This window comes from Erythrobacter sp. HA7-11 (assembly GCF_055693605.1).
Genome location: NZ_JBVFUF010000002.1, coordinates 2,498,765 through 2,518,432, shown reverse-complemented (window position 1 = coordinate 2,518,432; position 19,668 = coordinate 2,498,765). Strand labels below are relative to the sequence as shown.

General features: G+C 56.1%; 20 protein-coding genes, 2 tRNA genes and 2 pseudogenes. 12 read left to right on the top strand and 12 right to left on the bottom strand.

Annotated features, from left to right (window positions below; genetic code table 11):
* Positions 1 to 6 precede the first annotated feature (6 nt).
* The gene (locus ACZ1GU_RS12835; RefSeq protein ID WP_472648363.1) at positions 7 to 801 is read right to left on the bottom strand and encodes a response regulator; all 795 of its coding nucleotides are present in this window, start codon (positions 799 to 801) and stop codon (positions 7 to 9) included.
* A gap of 330 nt (positions 802 to 1,131) precedes the next feature.
* Entirely contained in the window at positions 1,132 to 2,292 is a 1,161-nt protein-coding gene (locus ACZ1GU_RS12830) for an N-acetyltransferase (protein WP_472648362.1), read from the bottom strand.
* A 152-nt stretch (positions 2,293 to 2,444) separates the two neighbouring features.
* Here ACZ1GU_RS12830 and ACZ1GU_RS12825 point away from each other — a divergent pair.
* A pseudogene (locus ACZ1GU_RS12825) lies at positions 2,445 to 3,534 on the top strand (fatty acid desaturase family protein).
* Positions 3,535 to 3,550: 16 nt separating this feature from the next.
* Here ACZ1GU_RS12825 and ACZ1GU_RS12820 read toward each other — a convergent pair.
* The 8 genes and pseudogenes from ACZ1GU_RS12820 to ACZ1GU_RS12785 all read right to left on the bottom strand — a co-directional run bounded on the left by ACZ1GU_RS12820 (position 3,551) and on the right by ACZ1GU_RS12785 (position 10,981).
* Positions 3,551 to 3,895 carry a hypothetical protein gene (locus ACZ1GU_RS12820; RefSeq protein WP_472648361.1) on the bottom strand — a complete coding sequence of 115 codons (345 nt, stop codon included), beginning with the start codon at positions 3,893 to 3,895 and terminating at the stop codon, positions 3,551 to 3,553.
* 52 nt (positions 3,896 to 3,947) lie between these two features.
* Positions 3,948 to 4,466 carry a GNAT family N-acetyltransferase gene (locus ACZ1GU_RS12815; protein ID WP_472648360.1) on the bottom strand — a complete coding sequence of 173 codons (519 nt, stop codon included), beginning with the start codon at positions 4,464 to 4,466 and terminating at the stop codon, positions 3,948 to 3,950.
* Entirely contained in the window at positions 4,463 to 5,560 is a 1,098-nt protein-coding gene (gene lptG, locus ACZ1GU_RS12810) for an LPS export ABC transporter permease LptG (RefSeq protein WP_472648359.1), read from the bottom strand. Before lptG ends, ACZ1GU_RS12815 begins: the two co-directional genes overlap by 4 nt.
* A 5-nt stretch (positions 5,561 to 5,565) precedes the next feature.
* On the bottom strand, positions 5,566 to 6,810 hold the full coding sequence (locus ACZ1GU_RS12805) for an LptF/LptG family permease (RefSeq protein ID WP_472648782.1): 1,245 nt from the start codon (positions 6,808 to 6,810) through the stop codon (positions 5,566 to 5,568).
* 143 nt (positions 6,811 to 6,953) lie between these two features.
* A pseudogene (locus tag ACZ1GU_RS12800) lies at positions 6,954 to 7,302 on the bottom strand (DUF427 domain-containing protein).
* 186 nt (positions 7,303 to 7,488) lie between these two features.
* Positions 7,489 to 7,881: an ATP-dependent Clp protease adapter ClpS gene (clpS, locus tag ACZ1GU_RS12795; protein ID WP_472648358.1), complete on the bottom strand. Its 393-nt coding sequence runs from the start codon at positions 7,879 to 7,881 to the stop codon at positions 7,489 to 7,491.
* A 214-nt stretch (positions 7,882 to 8,095) separates the two neighbouring features.
* The gene (locus tag ACZ1GU_RS12790) at positions 8,096 to 8,932 is read right to left on the bottom strand and encodes a phasin family protein (RefSeq protein WP_472648357.1); all 837 of its coding nucleotides are present in this window, start codon (positions 8,930 to 8,932) and stop codon (positions 8,096 to 8,098) included.
* A gap of 108 nt (positions 8,933 to 9,040) precedes the next feature.
* Positions 9,041 to 10,981: a PHA/PHB synthase family protein gene (locus ACZ1GU_RS12785; protein ID WP_472648356.1), complete on the bottom strand. Its 1,941-nt coding sequence runs from the start codon at positions 10,979 to 10,981 to the stop codon at positions 9,041 to 9,043.
* 160 nt (positions 10,982 to 11,141) lie between these two features.
* Here ACZ1GU_RS12785 and ACZ1GU_RS12780 point away from each other — a divergent pair, with 160 nt between their 5' ends.
* From ACZ1GU_RS12780 to ACZ1GU_RS12750, 7 genes are all read left to right on the top strand, one after another.
* Positions 11,142 to 12,338 carry an LL-diaminopimelate aminotransferase gene (locus tag ACZ1GU_RS12780; RefSeq protein WP_472648355.1) on the top strand — a complete coding sequence of 399 codons (1,197 nt, stop codon included), beginning with the start codon at positions 11,142 to 11,144 and terminating at the stop codon, positions 12,336 to 12,338.
* 99 nt (positions 12,339 to 12,437) lie between these two features.
* Positions 12,438 to 13,040 carry a hypothetical protein gene (locus tag ACZ1GU_RS12775; RefSeq protein WP_472648354.1) on the top strand — a complete coding sequence of 201 codons (603 nt, stop codon included), beginning with the start codon at positions 12,438 to 12,440 and terminating at the stop codon, positions 13,038 to 13,040.
* A 24-nt stretch (positions 13,041 to 13,064) separates the two neighbouring features.
* Positions 13,065 to 13,412, top strand: coding sequence for a hypothetical protein (locus tag ACZ1GU_RS12770; protein ID WP_472648353.1), 348 nt, complete (start codon positions 13,065 to 13,067; stop codon positions 13,410 to 13,412).
* 15 nt (positions 13,413 to 13,427) lie between these two features.
* The gene (locus ACZ1GU_RS12765) at positions 13,428 to 13,940 is read left to right on the top strand and encodes a hypothetical protein (protein ID WP_472648352.1); all 513 of its coding nucleotides are present in this window, start codon (positions 13,428 to 13,430) and stop codon (positions 13,938 to 13,940) included.
* 3 nt (positions 13,941 to 13,943) lie between these two features.
* Positions 13,944 to 14,387 (top strand): JAB domain-containing protein, encoded by a 444-nt coding sequence (locus tag ACZ1GU_RS12760; protein ID WP_472648351.1) that lies wholly within the window; start codon positions 13,944 to 13,946, stop codon positions 14,385 to 14,387.
* Complete coding sequence (locus ACZ1GU_RS12755; protein ID WP_472648350.1) at positions 14,384 to 14,767, top strand: winged helix-turn-helix domain-containing protein; 384 nt, start codon at positions 14,384 to 14,386, stop codon at positions 14,765 to 14,767. Before ACZ1GU_RS12760 ends, ACZ1GU_RS12755 begins: the two co-directional genes overlap by 4 nt.
* A gap of 94 nt (positions 14,768 to 14,861) precedes the next feature.
* Positions 14,862 to 15,665: a crotonase/enoyl-CoA hydratase family protein gene (locus ACZ1GU_RS12750; protein ID WP_472648781.1), complete on the top strand. Its 804-nt coding sequence runs from the start codon at positions 14,862 to 14,864 to the stop codon at positions 15,663 to 15,665.
* A 25-nt stretch (positions 15,666 to 15,690) separates the two neighbouring features.
* Here the strand turns inward: ACZ1GU_RS12750 and ACZ1GU_RS12745 are convergent, their stop codons facing one another.
* Together ACZ1GU_RS12745 and ACZ1GU_RS12740 are read right to left on the bottom strand one after the other, a co-directional pair.
* On the bottom strand, positions 15,691 to 16,263 hold the full coding sequence (locus ACZ1GU_RS12745; RefSeq protein WP_472648780.1) for an acyl-CoA thioesterase: 573 nt from the start codon (positions 16,261 to 16,263) through the stop codon (positions 15,691 to 15,693).
* Entirely contained in the window at positions 16,182 to 16,472 is a 291-nt protein-coding gene (locus ACZ1GU_RS12740; protein ID WP_472648349.1) for a hypothetical protein, read from the bottom strand. The genes ACZ1GU_RS12745 and ACZ1GU_RS12740 overlap by 82 nt, the downstream gene beginning before the upstream one ends.
* A 156-nt stretch (positions 16,473 to 16,628) precedes the next feature.
* Here ACZ1GU_RS12740 and ACZ1GU_RS12735 point away from each other — a divergent pair.
* From ACZ1GU_RS12735 to ACZ1GU_RS12720, 4 genes are all read left to right on the top strand, one after another.
* A tRNA-Cys gene (locus tag ACZ1GU_RS12735) sits at positions 16,629 to 16,702 on the top strand.
* Positions 16,703 to 16,741: 39 nt separating this feature from the next.
* Positions 16,742 to 16,817: transfer RNA gene (locus tag ACZ1GU_RS12730), tRNA-Thr, on the top strand.
* A 164-nt stretch (positions 16,818 to 16,981) separates the two neighbouring features.
* Positions 16,982 to 18,220 (top strand): tyrosine-type recombinase/integrase, encoded by a 1,239-nt coding sequence (locus ACZ1GU_RS12725; protein ID WP_472648348.1) that lies wholly within the window; start codon positions 16,982 to 16,984, stop codon positions 18,218 to 18,220.
* A 253-nt stretch (positions 18,221 to 18,473) separates the two neighbouring features.
* Positions 18,474 to 19,640 carry a DNA cytosine methyltransferase gene (locus ACZ1GU_RS12720; protein WP_472648347.1) on the top strand — a complete coding sequence of 389 codons (1,167 nt, stop codon included), beginning with the start codon at positions 18,474 to 18,476 and terminating at the stop codon, positions 19,638 to 19,640.
* Positions 19,641 to 19,668: the final 28 nt, after the last annotated feature.

Here is a 19,668-nt window from a genome sequence, read left to right as displayed (position 1 = left end):
AAGTCGTCAGTCGATCGGTTTGCTTGAACCGAAAAACAGAGCTTGGCTGATGGCTGCGCTCACGGTGCGTTCTTCAAATGGCTTTGTGACGAGATAGGTCGGCTCAGGTCGATCGCCCGTAAGAAGCCGTTCCGGATAGGCTGTGATAAAGATCACCGGAACATCCCCGATCGCAAGAATGTCATCGACCGCATCGAGACCTGATGAGCCATCCGCCAACTGGATGTCTGCCAGAACAAGTCCTGGCGTTTTGCTGCCGACCACTTCCTGAGCCTGAGTTCGCGTCGCTGCGGTGCCGCAGATGGTGTGGCCGAGCGATGCGACTAGGTCTTCCAGCTGCATCGAAATGAGCGGCTCATCTTCTATGATCAGCACATCGGTTGCTGATTCCCGATCGATTTCAGCGATTGCTTCGGTTACGAGCTTCTCGATCGCTTCCGGGCTCAGCTCCATGACCTGCGCCGCTTGGGCCGCTGTGAAGTCCTCGAGCGTCGTGAGCAACAAGGCCTGCCGATTGAGCGGAGTGATCGTATTGAGTCGCTCGTGCGCCGCCGCTTCATGGTCGCCAACGACACTCTCTTCGGTGTCCACTTGCAGATAGGCGCTCGACCAGACTTTGTTGAAAGCAGCATAGAGCGCGACCCTACCTTCTTCGAGTGAGCGCTTCAGTTCCTCGTCTGCCAGCGCCGCCTCCAATGTCGCCCGGACAAAGGCATCTCCAGTGGCCTGAGAGCCGGTGAGCGCGCGCGCATAGCGACGCAAAAAAGGTAGATTGGCTGCTACGTCCTGACCCAATGACATGTGGTTTTCCTTATCGGATTTTCTGACCTCACGAGCCTAGTGCGCCGCTCGACAAAGAATTTCAACTGCCTTGATAAAAGATTGATCCCGCTCGGATAAGCGGGCGCATATCGATCGAGCGGCGCCGAGCCGAAACAGGTTTCCATCCAATTCGGACTAGAGCAGAATCTTTTTTTGAAGAATGCGGGAACCGAGTTCATCTCCGCGCATTTTGTTGTCATCACCGCCGAGACCCCCCTCCCGTCCAAGCGGCAGTGATACGATCCCAAGGCCTCCACATTGCGATGTGGAGGCCTTTTTTCGTGGGGCTTGGATTCTCGTGGGTTCGGGTCAGGCCAGTGATTTCTCGTAGATCGCGTATTCGCGGTTTATTGTGCTGCCAATCGTATCAGCGATTGCAACCATTCCCTGATTGTCTTCCAATATCCACCCGATTTCTGCGCGCTTTGACTCAAAAGTCGTGTACGCGCTTTCTCGGATTTCGTTGATCATCATAAAAGCTAGCTGGCTCGCCAGCCGCGAATTGTGCAATTCCTTTGCCACACCCATTAAAGGGACGCGCATTCCTGAACCTCGAGGCGCACGCAGCCATCGAAGCATATGGAACCACCCGAACGGAAAGAGCTTACCGTCAATTCGCGCCAGCACATCATTGATGTCGGGCCAAGTCAGCATGAATGCAACCGGCTTGCCGTCCACTTCGGCGATCATATTGAGCGGTTCAAATATGATGGTCTTTAGCTTTTTGCCAGCATAGGCGACTTCTTCAGGCGTGAACGGTGTAAAGCCCCAGTTGTCCGACCATGCATCATTGAGGATTGAGAGGACGATGGCAGCGTCCCTGTCCCAATTCGACTTGTCTACTCGGCGAATATTGATCCGCTCATTACGGCGGCCCGATTTAACGATCCTTTGCACGAGAGGAGGGAAATCGTTCACAATGTCAAGATCATAGGTGTAGAGTGTCTTCGCCCGTTCATAACCTGAGCTTTCAATCCAACCGGCGTATTCTTCGGGGTGATGTCCCATCATTACCATTGGCGCATGGTCTTGTCCGCGAACCAAAAGACCGGGTTCTTCCCACATTGCCAGCGAGATTGGACCAACAGAGCGGGTCATACCTTTTTCGCGAAGCCACTGCTCAGCGCGCCCAAGCAAGGCCGCGCCTACGCCTTCATCGGCTGCGTCAAAATAACCAAAATTGCCGGTTCCAGGTCCAAAGCCTTGTTCTGGTGGCATGCCAAGTGCGAGTTCATCGTAATGAGCTGAAATCCGACCAACGGCTTGCCCGCCTCGATATGCAATGAATAGCTGCGCTGTGCCGTGTCCGAAGAACGGATTCTTGTCTGGATTGACGAGCTCTAACAACTCGGCGCGCAATTGCGGCACATAATTGGGCACTTTGGCCGCGAATTCGCGCCCCAGATCGACGAATTGGGCTCGTCCGCGCTTGCCCTCAACCGCCTCGATACTTATTTGCTCACCATCCATGCACAGTGCCCTATTCAGCAAAAGCTAAGCAGCATCTGTGTCTGTGCAGGGCGCAGTGCGCAAGAGAATCGATTACTCTTGCCAACAGGATGAGTTTGTCCTTCCCCTCCAAATCCCCTAAACGACGCTTAGAAATCGCCGCCATGTCTATGATGAATTCCCCTCTTGCCCCTGCCGCTGACACGCCCGAAGGCGTGCCGGCCAAGGCAACGCGTGCGCAATTTCAGACCGAAGATGACAAGGCCATGCTGCGGGCCGCGCGCGATCTGACCAAGGATTTGGGTGAAGCCAAAGCGGCTGTCTATTGGCCCGACATGCTCTTATCGACTGCGGTCGGCTATGGCGGGATTGCAGCGGCGATACTGACCGACAGCGTTCCGTTGGCCGTCCTGTTTGGATTGGTCGCAGCGCTCGCACTCTATCGCTCGTTGATGTTCATCCACGAGCTCACGCACATTCACAAGAACGCGCTTCCCGGCTTTCGCACAGGCTGGAACTTGCTGGTCGGCATTCCGCTTCTGACGCCGAGCTTCATGTATGAAGGCGTGCATGTAATCCATCACAAGCGCACGCAATATGGGACGATCGAAGACCCCGAATATCTCCCGCTGGCGCTGATGAAACCTTGGAGCCTTCCCGCTTTCGTGCTCGTCGCGTTGCTCGCTCCCATTGCCCTGATAGTGCGTGCAGCGATCCTTGTCCCATTGGGCGCAATTATTCCGCCGGTGCGCCGCCTTATCTGGGAGCGGTTTTCATCGCTCTCGATCAACCCTGATTTTCGCCGTAAACTCCCTGAAGGCGACTTCAAGAAGCGCGTCGCGTGGCAGGAATTTGGCGTGTTTGTCTGGTCGTGGATCTTGCTTGCGAGCACGCAGGTTCTGGGTTGGAAGCCGCTGCTGATTGCGCTCGCCATCTTGTCGCTGACAGCCACGCTCAACCAATTGCGCACATTGGTGGCGCATCTTTGGGAGAATGAGGGTGAACCGATGACGGTAACCGCGCAATTTCTCGATAGCGTCAATGTGCCGCCGCCCGGCGTGATTGCCGAAATCTGGGCGCCGGTTGGTCTGCGGTATCACGCGCTACACCACCTGATGCCCTCGATGCCCTATCATGATTTGCCAGAGGCGCACCGCCGATTGGCGAAGGACCTGGGTAATGGCTCGACCTATGAAGGCGCGAACCACCCCGGCATGTTTGCACTCGTCGTACCGGATAGCACGCAGCACTATGATGCGCTGATCGGGCTGATTCCGGCTTAGATCGCCGGGTCCATCTTCTGCAGCTTAGAGGCTTTCCCGCCAGTCGGCGCGTCGCTTTTTCCGCTGATCATTGAATTGGGAGAGCCACCGCTGGTTGTTAAGGCGCTATTGGCATCGCTGGTTATCTCGACGTCTGAGTTCGGTCTATCGCGCGCAGTTGCACCGCCATCTGCAAGCGAACCTGGGTCCCCTTCAGGAAACTCGCCGCCGTCTTCGCGAGTGATGGGGACGGTTTCACCGCCCTCGACGAGCGTGGCTGAGGTGTCCTCTGCCTCGCGCCCACCGCATGCGCTGAGCAGCAAAGCCGCAGCTGCAGAGCGAATGATGAGATATTTGCGCATCGTCTCTCTCCTGATTGCCGCAGCATAGGCAAAGCTGCGCAGAGCGCCAAATTCACTCGATGAAGTGTATCATTGCGCAGCGACGTTCGGCAGGAAGGCCATGATCGGCCTCGATCGCCAATTCGCCCGAAAGCCTTGGGTGTGCATCAAGCGCGACAACTTCCTCAAAACCCAGCCGAGAGTAGAAGGGCGCGTTCCACGGCACATCTCGAAATGTCGTGAGAGTCAGAGCTTTAAAGCCAGAATTGCGGGCATCAATCTGGCATGCCCTGAGCAACCCAGCGCCGATACCGCGCCTTTGGTGGTCAGGATCGACATTGAATTCCCAAATATGCAACTCGCGCTGGAACGGCTCATTTACGAGGAAACCCGCTGGCTGATCGTCAGAATGCGCAATCAAACAGTGTCCTTTGCGAATGTAACGCTGCAGGCGCTCGACAGGCACAGTGCGTTGACCTGCGATGCCAGCAAGCCCTTCGATCGTCTCGAACATTTTTCCGGCTCGCGCCTCAATCGGCGGCATCACTGCGGCATCTTCGAGACGCGCAAGGCGTAGCGACCAATCGCTCATTCTTCGGTGCGGATCAGCACCGTCTCTCCGACCAGAACGAACAGCAAAAAAGGCGCCCATGCCGCGAGGAAAGGCGGATATCCGCCGAAGCTGCCCATTGCGAGCGCGGCGTTGTCGACCACAAAATAGGCAAATCCGAGCGCCATGCCGATGATCGCTCTAACGAACAGCTGGCCGGATCGGGCGAGGCCAAAGGCTGCCACCGCGCCCAGCAGAGGCATCAGGAATGCCGACAAGGGCCCCGAAAGCTTGTGCCACCATTTTGCTTCCATCTCGGATGTCCTTCGGCCAGCTGCCTGATAGGCCTGGATGGTGCGACCAAGCTCGCTGAAGGACAGCGCATCGGGATCAACCGATTGCAGGTCAATTCGCTCAGGCGTCAGTCCCTGGCCGACCACGAGACTGTCCAGCTCCTCATTGGTCGCGCTGCCGACGCTGAAGCGCACGGGATTCTCGAGCTTCCACCCGGGGTTGGCATAGGTCGCTCGGTCCGCACGCACTTGTTCGCGGATGATGCCGCCAGGTGCGCGCTCGTACCAAGTGACCTTGCTCATGGTGATCGCATTGCCGGTTCCGCTGACATTGGCTGCGGACAGGATGCTATCTCCGTCCGTTAGATAGACATTCGCCTTGAGGTTGGATTGCTCAGGGATCGGCCCGTATTCGGCCGCTTCCCACGCCTTGAGCGTGCCGGTAGCGCGCGTCACCACCCGCTCGTTGAACGCGAAGCTGATGATAGAGACGAGGCTCGCTGTGAGCAGGAGCGGGGCGAGCACTTGATGCGCCGACAGACCGGCGGCCTTCATCGAGACGACTTCGCTGTTTTGGTTGAGCGTCACCAGCGTGATCAGTGTCGCCAGCAGCACCGAATAGGGCAGGAAGCGGGAAATCAATTGAGGCACGCGCAGGCTGACATATTTCCAAACCTCGGCATCGCCATTGCCCTCGACCGCGAGGATCTCACCTGTGTTGGACAGTAAGTCCAGCATCATCAGCACGAGGACCAGCATCACCAACACGGCGAGGATGCGGACCACAAACATCTTGGCGAGATAGATCGTAAGCGTGCGCGAGGGGAAGAAGTCGAGCTGCATGATGATTATTCAGCCGGAGACGTCTGCAGATCGGGATCAGGCCCGCGCAGCTTGTGCGGCTTGCGGCGACTGAACAGCTTCCGGATCGCTTTGCCAACCTTGGCGGCAAAGGTTTCTAGAGCGCCGATCGCTTGACCGCCGGGCACGTGCGCGACCCGGTAATACATCCACAGGATCAAGGCTGCGAACAGCACGAACGGCCCCCAAAGCGCTATGATCGGATCGACCCGCCCGAGCGAGGCGATGTCTTCGCCGTACTGATTAATCTTGTGATAGGCGACTACCATCACAATCGAAACGAACACGCCCAATGCGCTGGTCGATCGCTTGGGCGGTATCGCAAGTGCCACGGCTAGCAGCGGCAACAGCGCCATCATGACCACTTCGACCAATCGGAAATGGAAACTCGCTTGGCTCGCGTCGCGCTTGATCTCTTCTTCGTTTTCCGACCAGCCGATCCTCAGCAATTCGGGGAGGATATATTCCCGCTCAGCATCCCCGCGCGCGCGGAATTCTTCGATGGCAGGAAGGTCGATTGGGAGATCGTGACGGCTGAATGAGAGCACGCGCGGTGTTTCGCTGCCGGTGTCTTGCACGATTGTCCCTTCGGACAGACGGAGGATGATTGTGTTCGGGTCGTCGCTGGTGGCGAGGAAGGAGCCTTCGCGTGCGCTGATCGAGAGCACTTGGCCTTCGGAGTTTGCCACGCGAGCGAAAATCCCGATCAATCGCCGCCCTTCCTCCTCGCTTTCTTCAATGCGAAGCGCCATCCGATCGGCGAGCGTGGTGAATTCCCCGACCTTGATCGAAGCGCCGAGTGCGCCAGAGCGCAGGTCATATTCCATCTGCTCGTAATAATACCGGCTGATCGGCTGAACATAGAAAACCAGTGCGACATTGATCGCCATAAGTACTGCCGTGATCGCGTAAGGGACGCGCAGCAGCCGCCAATAGCTTAAACCCACAGCGCGCATCGTATCGAGCTCGCTCGAAGTCGCGAGTTTGCGAAAGGCGAGCAGAACGCCGAGCAAAAGCCCGAGCGGGATCGCAAGGCTGGCATATTCAGGCACAAGTGCACCGAGCATCTTGAATACGACGTCAATCGGGCCGCCTTCGACCGCGACGAAGTCGAACAGCCGAAGCATCTTGTCGAGCATCAAAAGCGACGCTGCGAGCGCGAGCACGCCCAGCATCGGGAAGATCACCAGCCGGAATATATATCGGTCTATGCTGGGGAAGGCGTTGAGCACGATGGTTGAATTGGCCTTGGTATCGTTTGGTTTCACTCTTTCGCTTGGCTAAGACACCGAGCGTGAACAGCTTGTGAGTTTCCCATAGCGCCAAATTTACGCGCGGTCATGTGCCTAGGGCCGTAATTTCTGCGGCAATGCGTCTACCAGAACCGGCTACCAGGCACGCCCTTGAACGGCCCCGCTTCATATTGGCTGATCCAACCGCCGTAAAATCCGCCGGGTTGGGGAATGATTGTCTGCCCGTCGATCCGGCAATCGTCGAAGGGATCGGGGTAAAATGCTATGTGTCCCGCAATTGGCGTGAAGGACTGGGTGGGCGAAGGGTAATGCCATGCGACTCGCCTCGATCCGCTTGTCGTCGATTACGACATCCCAATAATGCGCCTGTCCCTTCCACTCGCACAGCGAACGGCGCGGATTAGGATCGAGGTGTTGCATCGCGATGTCGGCTTGCGGGATGTAATAGGTTGGTGGATGGCTTGTCTCCAGCGTGCGGTAGGCGCGTCTGGTATCGGCTAGAACAATGCCTCGGTGAATAATCTCAAGCCGCCGCCGCGTCGGCTCAGCAATGGCTGGGCGAGGGTAGTCCCACACGCTTTCCTGACCGGGGCCGATCGGATCGGGTTCAGGATGGTGAGGCTGGCGCATGCGTTCAGATCACAGGCGCGACGCGGATCACGCCTTTTCCAAAGTGCACTGGAGCGGGTGCTGGTTTTGCTTGGCGAAGTCCATCACCTGGTTCACCTTTGTCTCGGCGACTTCATAGGTGAAGATGCCGCACACGCCGACGCCCTTTTGGTGGACATGCAGCATGACGCGCGTCGCTTGCTCCAAATCCATCGAGAAGAAGCGCTTCAGCACCATCACCACGAATTCCATAGGGGTGTAATCATCGTTGAGGAGCAGAACCTTATACTGGCTCGGCTTCTTCGGCTTCGTGCGGGTCTTGGTCGCGATGCCAACTTCGCTATCGGAATCGCCGTCGCCATCCTGATCGTTATCCGCAAGACGCGGAAGCAAGGGGTCATGGTGCGCGACATGCGCAAGAGAAGGCGTGGTCGTGATCATGTTGGCTGCAATATCGTCAATGGTGCGGGTATCTGCAAGGTTCGTCTTGCAGCTTAAATGCTTGGCTGGGCGAATCTATCCAAGCGACATACGGATTTCAGACGAAAAAGGGCTGAACAAACCGTTGGTCTGTTCAGCCCTTGCGCTTTGAGCGCGTTTCCAAGAGCCAGTTGGGAGAGAGGGAGAGGCTGGCTCTGAAAATCAATCGCTTAGATTAAGCGGCCTTCGAGACTTTCTCGGCAGCGACGCTTACGCGATTTGAGATTGGAGCGAATGCTTCGTTGTAGAGCTTCACCCAAGCTTCGGTGCGCTTCGAGCCGTAAGAAACAACAGCGTCGAAGTTGCGACGAGCGAGCTCGCCCTGCATCTGCATGAGTTCGGTTGGCGACTTGACGCCAGCCATCTTCTTCACGTCGGCGGTGACGGTTTCGACAACAGTCTTGCCGGTTTCGACCTGCTCGCGGCCCATGTCCTGCATGCCAGCGAAGAGGATCTTGCCAGATTCGACGACGGCTTCGACATTCGCTTTGTTGAATTCGTTTACTTCGGTCGCGAACTCGCCACCCTTGGCAGCGGCAGTCTTCACGCGCTCTTGTACGTCAGCAGCCACTTCCTTGGCGGTCGCTGTGAAATCGGTGTTCTTGGCAGTAGCCATGATGGTGTCCTTCAGTTTGATGACTGGATTTGTTTCGGCTGTCTTCGCTGCCTTCTTTGCTGGCGCTTTCTTGGCGACTGGCTTTTTCGCAGCGGTCTTCTTCGTCACGACCTTTTTGGCCGCAGCCTTACGAGCCGGAGCTTTCTTGGCAGTAGCCTTCTTGGCGGTCGCTTTCTTCGCAGCGGTCTTCTTTGGAGCAGCCTTTTTAGGTGCCGCCTTTTTGGCTGCTGGAGCGGCTACAGCTTTCTTGACGACAGCTGGTTTCGCTTCGGGCTTTGGAGCGTCGGCTTCTACTGCCTTCTCGACAGCTTTTTCGCTTACGCCCTTGTTGGCGGCGGCTTCAGCGTATGCTTTCTCAGCAGCGGCATCAATTTTCGATGTGGCGTTGGTGGCCATGGGAACCTCACTTTATGTTGCATTGCACAAAATAGTGATTGCAACTGCGAAGTCAAGCATTTTTTGTGCACTGCACAATAATCGGAAAAATGTAGCGTAGCCAGAAACTTAACGCGTCTTGACGTACCTGCCAGGGGCATCTTCGATCACTTTGTCACCACGGCCACCCGGCTTTCGCTTGCCTTTTACAGGCACGCGCTCGGGAGACTGGGCCTCGAGCCATTGCAACCAATGTGGCCACCAACTGCCCGGGTGCTCTTCTGCACCTTCGATATATGCCTTCAGTGAAGGGGCGTCGCTGTCTCCGAGCCAATATTGGTATTTGTTCGCCGCCGGCGGATTGACCACACCGGCAATATGTCCCGATCCAGCGAGCAGGAATTCAACCGGACCAGAAAAGTGATCGGTGATCCGCCAGACGCTCTCGGCAGGCGCGATGTGATCTTCCTTGCCCGCTTGGACGAAGGTGGGGGTTTTGACCTGGGTCAGATCGATCGACGTGCCATCGGCAGAGAGCGCATCGGGCACGACTAGTTTGTTGTCGCGGTAAAGGTCGCGCAGATAATCATTGTGCCATTTGGACGGCAGATTGGTTACGTCCCCGTTCCAGTGCAGCAGATCGAACGCCGGATAGTCTTCGCCAAGCAGGTAATTGTTCACGACGTAGTTCCAGATCAGGTCTTTACCGCGCAGAGCGTTGAAAGTCGCAGCAAGATAACGACCGTCGAGATACCCATCGGGCGATAGTTTGCCGATCATCTCGAGCTGATTGTCTTCGATGAAGTGCTTCAGCTCTCCGCTCTTTTCGAAATCGACTTGAGCTGTGAAGAATGTCGCGCTCTTGACCTTGTCAGCTTCGCCGCGCCGCGCCAGCACTGCGAGCGTCGCGGCAAGCGTCGTGCCCGCTACACAATATCCGATTGCGTGCACGTTCGGCACTTTCAGGCGGTCGCGCACCACGTCGATCGCTTCCATCTGAGCGCGAATGTAGTCATCCCACACGACGTCGCCCATCGTCTCATCAGCTGACTTCCAACTGGCGACAAAGACAGTCAGGCCCTGATCGACGGCCCATTTGATAAAGCTCTTCTTCGGGGTCAGATCGAGAATGTAAAACCGGTTGATCCACGGAGGGAATATCAGCAGCGGGGTTTCCATCACCTCATCGGTTGATGGGCTGTACTGGATCAGCTGGAACAGAGGAGTCTCATGCACGACTTTGCCAGGGCTGGCCGCAAGGTTCTTGCCAAGAGTGAAAGCGTCAGCATCCGTGTGGGTCAATTGCCCGCGCTTCAGATCATTGATGAGATGCTGCATGCCGCGCACAAGATTTTGTCCGCGCGTTTCCATCGTCCGCTTGAGCACAACGGGGTTGGTCAGTAGGAAATTGTCAGGGCTCATCGCGTCGACCAGTGCGCTCACCGCAAATTCCAGCTGCCTGCGCTTCTCTCGATCAATCCCATCCATCGATTTCACTGACTTCTGGAAATACTCCGCGAGCATCAGATAGGTCTGATGCAGCAGCGCAAATGCCGGGTGCTCTTGCCAGGCGGGATCGGCAAAGCGGCGGTCTTTTCGCGGCAATGCGTCGGCGCTGCCTTCGTCAGCATCGTTCTGAGCCGAGCCAGGCATCGCAAACTGACCAAACACGCTCTTCCAAATGTCCAAAGTGTCTTGCGCCAATTTCGCCGGCCCGTCGATCGGGTGGGTTGGTGCTTGTTTCAGCAGACTTTGGGTCATCAATATCCACTGTGCCGGATCGAGTGGATTTTTGGCTTCGCCAAATTTCTTGACCGTCTGCTTGGCCTGATGCGCGGCGAAATCCAGCCACATCTGCTGCAACTCGGTTCCCGCCTTGGCCCATTCTCCAAGCTCCGCTGCATCCGGCGCTGATTTGAACAAGTCCGCGGTACCGCTCGAACCGGTGTTTTGTGCTCCAGCAGAGGACTGTAAAAACATTTCCCGCATCGCTTCACCTTGCATATCGAAGAATGAGCGGATGGCTTCGCCCCCAAGCGCGCCGGTGAAAAATGTGTCGTCTTTAGGCATGGATTGATCGTCTGCTCCGGTTTGAAATTGCAATGTACGGGCCTTCGCGCGGTTCCGCGAGATAAAATCTAAATATGCTTTCCAGTGCGGCTGAACTTCGCCTAACATGATTCATGCGTCTGCAACGACAATGATTGCGCAAAACTGGGTTTAAACGGCAATGAATGACCAATTTTATCGGATGAAGCGGCTTCCTCCTTATGTCATCGCGGAAGTGAATGCGATGCGGCATGAGGCGCGCTCAGCCGGTAAGGACATCATCGACCTCGGGATGGGCAATCCCGATCAGCCGCCCCCTCAGCATGTCATCGACAAGCTGTGTGAGGTCGCATCAAAACCCGATGCGCACGGATATTCGCAGTCAAAGGGCATTCCAGGGCTGCGCCGCGCGCAGGCTAATTATTACGAACGCCGTTTTGGTGTGGATCTGGACCCGGAAACCGAAGTCGTGGTGACTATGGGATCGAAGGAAGGTCTCGCTAGCCTTGCCAATGCAATCACTGCACCGGGTGATGTCGTGCTCGCGCCAAATCCCTCGTACCCGATCCACACCTTCGGCTTCATCATTGCCGGCGCCACCATTCGCGCTGTCCCGACTACGCCCAACGAGGATTATTGGCGGTCGCTCGAGAGTGCGATGAACTTCACAGTCCCGCGTCCAAGTGTTCTGGTCGTGAGCTATCCATCGAACCCGACGGCTGAGGTCGTCGACCTCGCATTCTACGAACGCCTCGTCGAATGGGCGCGCGACAATAAGGTCTGGCTACTTTCTGACTTGGCCTATTCGGAGCTCTACTACGGTGATGAGCCGACGCCTTCGATCATGCAGGTCAAAGGTGCGAAAGACGTCGCGGTCGAATTCACCAGTATGTCGAAGACCTATTCGATGGCCGGATGGCGGATGGGTTTTGCCGTCGGTAACAAAAAACTGATTGCAGCCCTAACTCGGGTGAAATCGTACCTCGATTATGGGGCCTTCACCCCAATTCAGGCCGCCGCATGTGCAGCACTGAACGGCCCGCAAGATATCGTTGAAAGCAACCGACAGCTTTACAAGAAGCGGCGCGACGTGATGGTCGAAGCATTCGCTCGAGCGGGCTGGGATGTCCCTCCACCGCCTGCATCGATGTTTGCTTGGGCCCCACTGCCACCGGCCTTAGCAGACATGGGAAGCCTTGAATTTTCTAAACAACTCTTGACCGAAGCCGAAGTCGCCGTTGCGCCTGGCGTTGGTTATGGCGAAGAGGGTGAAGGCTTCGTTAGAATAGCTATGGTTGAAAACGAACAAAGGTTGAGGCAGGCTGCCAGAAATATTAGGAAATACTTTATTTCTCTTGGGCTTAACGTCAAGAAATGACGGCTTTTCTCGGGATCAAATTAAATTTGCTCCATAGCGGAGCATAACGGCCTCTCGTGAGTTAAATATCACGTAGAACACGGCGAAAAGGAGGATTAGATGCCCCCCGCCAATTCGCGGTCGCTTACCGATAGGCAGGCAGCCGTGATCGAGCGAATTGACCGACGCGTCCCAATCAAGGTGATCGCGCAAGAACTTGGTGTGTCTGAGACGCGTATCAATCAGCATATCCGTGCTCTGAAAGACATTTTTGAAGTCGACAGCTTGAATGAGCTGGTCGAGGAATACCGCGCATCCAATCCTGCCGAAGAAATCCATACCGACCGCGCTGATCGGCGATTAGAAGATCGATCCGAAGCCCCCGACAGGCCCTTAAGCGAACCTGTATACACGAAAAATCAGCTCCCTGACGAAAGCGAAAGCCGCCAATTTCCTGAGCGGGATGACCCGGGCAAACTCGTCCTTAGTGATGTGTTGCCTATGTTGGTCGATGCGCCATGGGGGCGCAGAGAAGAACCAAAGGTTGTCCCCGGGGTGCTCGACGGCGAGCATGCCGTCTTGTTTCGGTTCGCAGCGATCATCGCGATCGCATTTGGAGTGCTGGCAGCGGTTGTCCTGACCGTGACTGCAGCAGTGTCCGTTAGTGAAGCGATGGACGGTAAGGCGCGCGTCCCCGCGGAAGAAGAACATTCCTCTAGGTGAGCGGAGAGGATTTGGAGATCCTCAATGAACGACCAGGTTCTAACTGACGCCCGCAACATGAAGAAGCTGATCCGCGAAGCCGAAGCGCTCGCAGACGAATCCATGATCGCTTTTGCCCGTCTGAAGCAGGCCATGCTCAAAGCCCGTCAAAATCCGGGTGTCGAAGTGCATGTTGGCCAAAAGGCACTTATGCGTCTCAACCAAGCCGAAGCGCAGGCGATGCAAATGTCGACAAGCCTATTGCGTGTGCACGACGAATTGAGCACCGTCGCAAGAGAGACGATGGGTGGTGATCACAACATTCCGACGGAATTTCCAGAAGGGGCAATTTCGGAGACGGCGACAGCGCATCGGGAGTTTGAGGCACTGTAGAGAGCGCAAAGCAGCATGCTTGAATTGATTCTTGAAAATCGGGTCGCAGCTTACCGCATCGCCAGCGTGCTTTTAGTGCTGGCGATGTGGCGCTGGGGCGGGAAACCGGAAAGGTTGATTGGGGTCACGTTTGTGTCCCTATTCATTGTTCCAACCGTTTTTCTGGAGGCAGTCACCGATGAGCCTCTGATCATCAGTGACCGTAGCATTCTACTGGTTGCATCAGATGTTGTGGCATGCGTAATCTTCGTTGGCATCGCACTTCAAGCAAATCGTAATTACACCCTCTGGGTGGCGGGATTTCAGATTGTTGCCATGTCTGCTCACATGGCGCGCGGGTTGGCCGATACTGTCACGCCGATTGCTTACGCGATCTTGGTGATCGGGCCGTCCTATTTTCAACTCGCGATCATGTTGCTCGGATTGATCCGGCACATAAGGCGCAAGAAGAATTATGGCGATTACCGCGACTGGAGAGGTTCCGAATTGACCGATCATTTGCCGCTTGCTCAAGCTGGGAAGGTTTGAGCCATGCTATCATTGTTCAACACGCTGCTGTCACCACCCCAAGGTCCCCCGGTATACGTCGATCGGTTTTCGAACATTGCCGAACCCCACTTCGTCCATTTCTTGCGTGAAGCTATGTCCGAAAGTGGACGCATCATTGAGCGGTTTCATGCCGTTTTTCTCGATGCCGACCGGGAATATCTGGCCGACAAGAGCATGGGGCACGGCAAAGCATCGTCAGTTTCGTTCAGATTGCGCGAATTGTTCGGCGTTGCTTTGGATTGTGGGGCGAGCTCGCTTCTCGTTGCGCATAGCCACCCGTCGGGTGTCTGTCGTCCCAGTCGCAGCGACATCAACGAAACAACGAGGCTTATCGAGGTCGGAAAGGCGCTCGATATCGAACTTCTAGATCACGTTATTATCACTAGGCACGCCGCGTATTCGATGCGCATGGGGGAGGAATTGTGACTTCGATTGCAAATTATAATGTTGTTCCAGACGGGGATTCATCGATTCCGCGATTTCGAGAGGCAGGTGATGTTACACTCGATCTGTTCCATCGCGACGGGCGTGTTGAGGATCGCTGGATGGGAATGCATCCCCGCGAGTTCGAGCTCATTTGGCGTTTGGCAGAACAGCCTGGAGTTCCAATGACCAAACAGCAGCTTTTGGCAGATGTTTGGCGGATCAATTTTGAACCGGAAACAAACAGTGTGGCTGTCCATGTTGCTCGGGTCCGCGCAAAGCTTCAGCCCTTTGGGTTGGGCAGCATCTTGGCAACGCATCCAGACGGTGGATATTATCTTGATGTACCTAACGATCCTGGAGCATTCGAACGCAGCGAGTGATCGGTCTGGACTTGAACAAGCGGTTGAGCCAGACTTTACTGTGCGCGAGAGTTAGAGCGCACAGGATAGGAAGACCGTAGTGACCGAGACCGCAATGATGCCCGCCAACGATCGACTGGCAATTGAATTTGGCGATGACGGGGTTGCGCAAGTCCGCTTTACACGCGGTGATAAGATGAACGCGCTCGACCCGGAAATGTTCGAACGCATCATTGAGGCGGGTAGCCGCCTGCAACGGCTCAAAGGCCTTCGTGCAGTGGTCCTATCGGGTGAAGGGCGTGCCTTTTGCGCAGGCCTTGACCTATCGAATTTCTCCCGTCCGCGCGACCCAGATGAGCCGGAACTGACCGAGCGGACCTACGGCAATTCCAATAAGTTTCAGCAAGTAGCCATGCAATGGCGCAAGCTACCGGTGCCGGTAATCGCTGCTGTCCATGGCGTCTGTTTCGGAGGCGGACTGCAAATCGCGAGCGGTGCGGATATCCGTATTGTGCATCCCGATACCCGCATGGCAATCATGGAAATGAAATGGGGACTTGTGCCTGACATGGGCGGCTATGCCCTGTGGCGCGGTTTGGTCCGCGACGACGTGCTGCGCGAGCTCATCTACACCAATCGGGAGTTTACCGGGCAAGAGGCGCAATCGCTTGGTCTTGCGACCTATGTTGATACGGATCCGCTCGCCCGCGCGACGGCTATTGCCAGCGAAATTGCCAACCGCAATCCTCATGCAATCCGCGCGGCAAAGCGCCTGCAACACGGCATGGTTGAGCGCGACACCGACGCGATCTTGCTCGAAGAGAGCATCGAACAGCACGGCGTCATGCGCACCAAAAATCAGGTCGAAGCCGTTATGGCAAGCATGGAAAAACGCGCGGCAAACTTCGAGGACGTTTGAGACGTCCGAGCCGCTCCGCTTTGGCTCAGCCGAATACTGCCACGCATTGCAGGCCATCCAGCATCTGGCGACCTTGACTGTCCCACATGCGCAACCGCTCTGAGGAATAGCCCGCATCGGCATGTTGGCTCGCGTTTTCGGCCAGAAACCAACCGTCTGAGTTTGTCGATTCTGGTTCGAGCACGTTGAAGGACCAATTGATCGAGCTGATCGGACCCATGCGCTGCATGATCCGCATCGCGCCTGGCGGCATAACATCGCCCATCAGCACCAGCTGACTAACGAGATCGAGATTATGGTCTTCAGTCAGGCGGGCCCAGCGCCGAATGGTCGGACCGTGATCTTCGCCCTTTGCTTGCCCAAAGCGAATGTCGAAATTGTTCTGAATGAAGGAAGGTGCCTGACCTGTTTTCATCGCGCCCTGCGCTTCTTCGGGCGACCCAGGCCAATTGTCGGGCTCGTCTGATGCGCGCTGGGCATTTGCGTCGCGGCTGGCCCCGAACAGCCAGAATGCGGTTAGCGCTGGCTTGCCATCACTCGAGATCTCGCTTCGCACTTGTGTGACATTGCGGCCTTGACGCACCACGCTTGCGGACAGTTCAATCTCTTCGCCGATTGGAGCAACGAAACCGATTTGTGCCGCGCGGAGGGAGGGAGATCGGGAAAAGCCCGGGTCGCCATGGTGTAAGCAACCAGCGCTGATGCTCCACCATAGAGAGTGCGCCCCTGCATCCAGTCGGTCGCGTGTTCGAGGCGGACAGGTCCGGCTGTGCCGGTGATGGGGTCGAGCAGGCTGGCGATAGTCATGCGATCCTCCTGCCGCGCAAAGTCTGCCGCGTCCAGATTGTCGTTACGGAAGGCCCGCGCGCACAAAGCAGCGGGCGCATGATCGATTTCTTCGATTGCCTTTGCCTGCTCGAATCGCTAGTGCGCGCGCTCCGTCGGTTGAAAGACCTAAGGGGTGGCCCGATGGCGGAGTGGTGACGCAGCGGATTGCAAATCCGTGTACGCCGGTTCGATTCCGGCTCGGGCCTCCAAACTTCGCGTGCTGTTCAGTGGAAGCAGCCGCGGCGGCTGCCGCTTTAGCTCAGTTGGTAGAGCACATCATTCGTAATGATGGGGTCACGTGTTCGAGTCACGTAAGCGGCACCAGAGCTTTCTCCCAAATCGTCCCGAAACCGTTGATTTTCAGCGGTTTTTGGGGTATTTCTAACTTTCTGATGTTCCCGCTTTGTCCCGCGTCATGCCCCCACGTCTATCACCATTTGGGGGCATGAAAGGGGGCATAAAGCCAGCCAGAAAGGTCATGCCCCCAAATGCCGATTTTAGCGCAAGAAATCCGTAGGTTACGCCCGAAAAGCGTGTCATTTCGGAAAACCGACTCAAAAGGCCTCTATTTGGAGGTGTTTCCGAACGGGTCGAAGCTCTGGCGATACAAGTTTCGCATCGCCGGAAGGGAAAAGCGGATGGCCTTGGGAGCATGGCCTGACATATCCCTCGCGGATGCGCGCAAGCGGATGGACGTGGCGCGGCTAAAAGTTCTCGACGGAATCGATCCCACGCTAGAACGCAAACGGAAGAAGCGTCTGGCACGCATGAACGCCGGGAACAGCTTCAAGAGCGTCGCCGAGGACTTCATCAAGGTGCGCATGGAAGACAGCGGGATGGCGGAATCGACCATCCGCAAGGCGCGCTGGTATGTCTCACTACTTGAGCCCGACATCGGGCGCCGCCCGATCAATGATATCGAGCCGGTCGAGGTGCTCGAAAGCCTCAAGAAGATCGAGCGTAGAGGGCATCGTGAAAGCGCCAACAGAACCCGCGCGCTCGCCAGTAGGGTGTTCCGCCATGGGATTGCCTGTTCGCTCTGCAAGAGTGATCCAGCGGCGCATCTGGGTGATGCGTTGGCGACCCCAATCGTGACCCATCGTGCGGCGATCCTAGACCCGGACAAGTTCGGACAGTTGCTACGTGATATCGACGAGTTCACGGGTACACCATTGGTGCGCATTGCCATGCAGATATTGCCTCACATCATGACCCGTCCGGGTGAGATGCGAATGGGGCAATGGTCCGAGATCGATTGGGGTCAAAGAATTTGGAACATCCCTGCTGAGCGTACGAAGCTCCGGCGACTTCACGCGGTGCCATTGTCAGAGCAAGTGATGCTTTTGCTGCGCGAATTGCATTGCCACACTGGCGGCTTCGAGAAGATGTTCCCTGCACAGCAATCGCACCTGAAGTACATGAGCGATAACTCGATCAACCAGGCCATGCGGCGGATGGGCTACGGCCCCGACGTGGTGACTGCACACGGCTTCCGTTCGACTGCTTCGACTTTCCTCAACGAAAGCGGTAAGTGGCATCCGGATGCTATTGAGCGATCCCTAGCGCACGGCGACAGCAACGCAATCAGAGGCATCTACAATCGCGGCAATTACTGGGACGAGCGCGTGCAGATGGCGCAGTGGTGGAGCGACTATCTAGACGAGCTGAAGGCCGGAGTGAAGGTGTTGCCGTTTGCCAGAGTAGGCGCTGTTGAAGGACCTTATTGAAACCGCCACAAGCACGTCAAAGTGGCTTGAGAAATTTGAGAACGACAAGGCCCGGGATGCACGCGCTTGTGAGGAACTCCAACGAATTGGCTGGAAGATACTCGTCATCTGAGAGTGCGGGACTCGATCACACGAATTTGTTGTTTTGAAACTGCACTCCAGGCCAAAAATTTCTAGCGAAGGCCTCCAGGCTCGACAAGTGACATGACTTGAACGATAAAGCTAAGTCTGGGGGGTCCGTGATCAATTTTGAGTGTATCATCTTCCGGCAGTCAAAGAAGAGTCGAAAGCAATGTTGAACTGTGCCGATCTGTTTGCAGGTGCAGGCGGCTTTTCTTTAGCTGCGCAACAGGCGGGTTTGCGGGTCCGGCTTGCGATTGAAAATGACAAGCATGCGGTTGATACCTACCGAAAGAATTTTTGTGCTGGTTCGATAGGGCCGCAGCTCTTCACCGATGACATTCGGGAGATAAATGCATCTAAGGCTTTTCGGGAGGTCTTTTCGGACGGCGATCAATGCGACCTGCTTCTTGGCGGCCCGCCATGCCAAGGGTTTTCAACTCATCGACTGAAGGGCTCCGGCATTGACGATAAACGCAATGATCTAATTCATACCTACTTCGAATTTGTCAGAGCCTTTTCACCGACGGCATTTCTCATGGAGAATGTTCCAGGAATGCTGTGGGACCGGCATGCGTCAGCGCTTGATCGTTTCTATCGCGAGGGAGCTCTCGCAGGGTACGAAATCAGACAACCCATTATTGTTGATGCACGTGACTATGGTTTGCCGCAGCGTCGAAAGCGAGTGTTCATTCTTGGGCTGCGTAAAGGTTTAGATGCGAGTGACTTGAGTTGGCCTCCGGCTCCCACGCACGGGAACGAGGCGGCTCGGCGAGGCGATCCTGAACTTGCTCCTTGGGTCAATTGTGGGGCGGCATTCTTCCCCGCCGCGTCCAATGACCAAAACGACGTTCACATGACACACAGCGCAGAGCTTGTTGAAGCATTTCGCAAGACGCCTCCGAACGGTGGAAGCCGGAAAGACTCGGGTCGTGTGCTTCCATGCCACCGCACTCATGACGGACATAAAGACGTCTACGGCAGGATAGACCCTCGACTACCCGCGCCGACGATGACAACAGCGTGCATTAACCCATCAAAGGGGCGTTTCGTACATCCCGTCGAGCATCACGGTATAACCGTTCGGCAAGCTGCAAGAATCCAAACCTTCCCCGACGATTTCGTGTTCTCGGGCGGGCTGATTGCCTCTGGCAAACAAGTGGGCAATGCAGTGCCGGTAGAATTAGGACGCCATTTGATTGGACACATTCTGCCTTTATTGCGCCGAGGCCGAGCCGTTGAGAAACTTGAGCAGCCCAAAACGAAAGTCGATGCACTCGACAAACTCCAAACTGTATGATGTCCTGCGTCGCATTTCAGAAAAATGC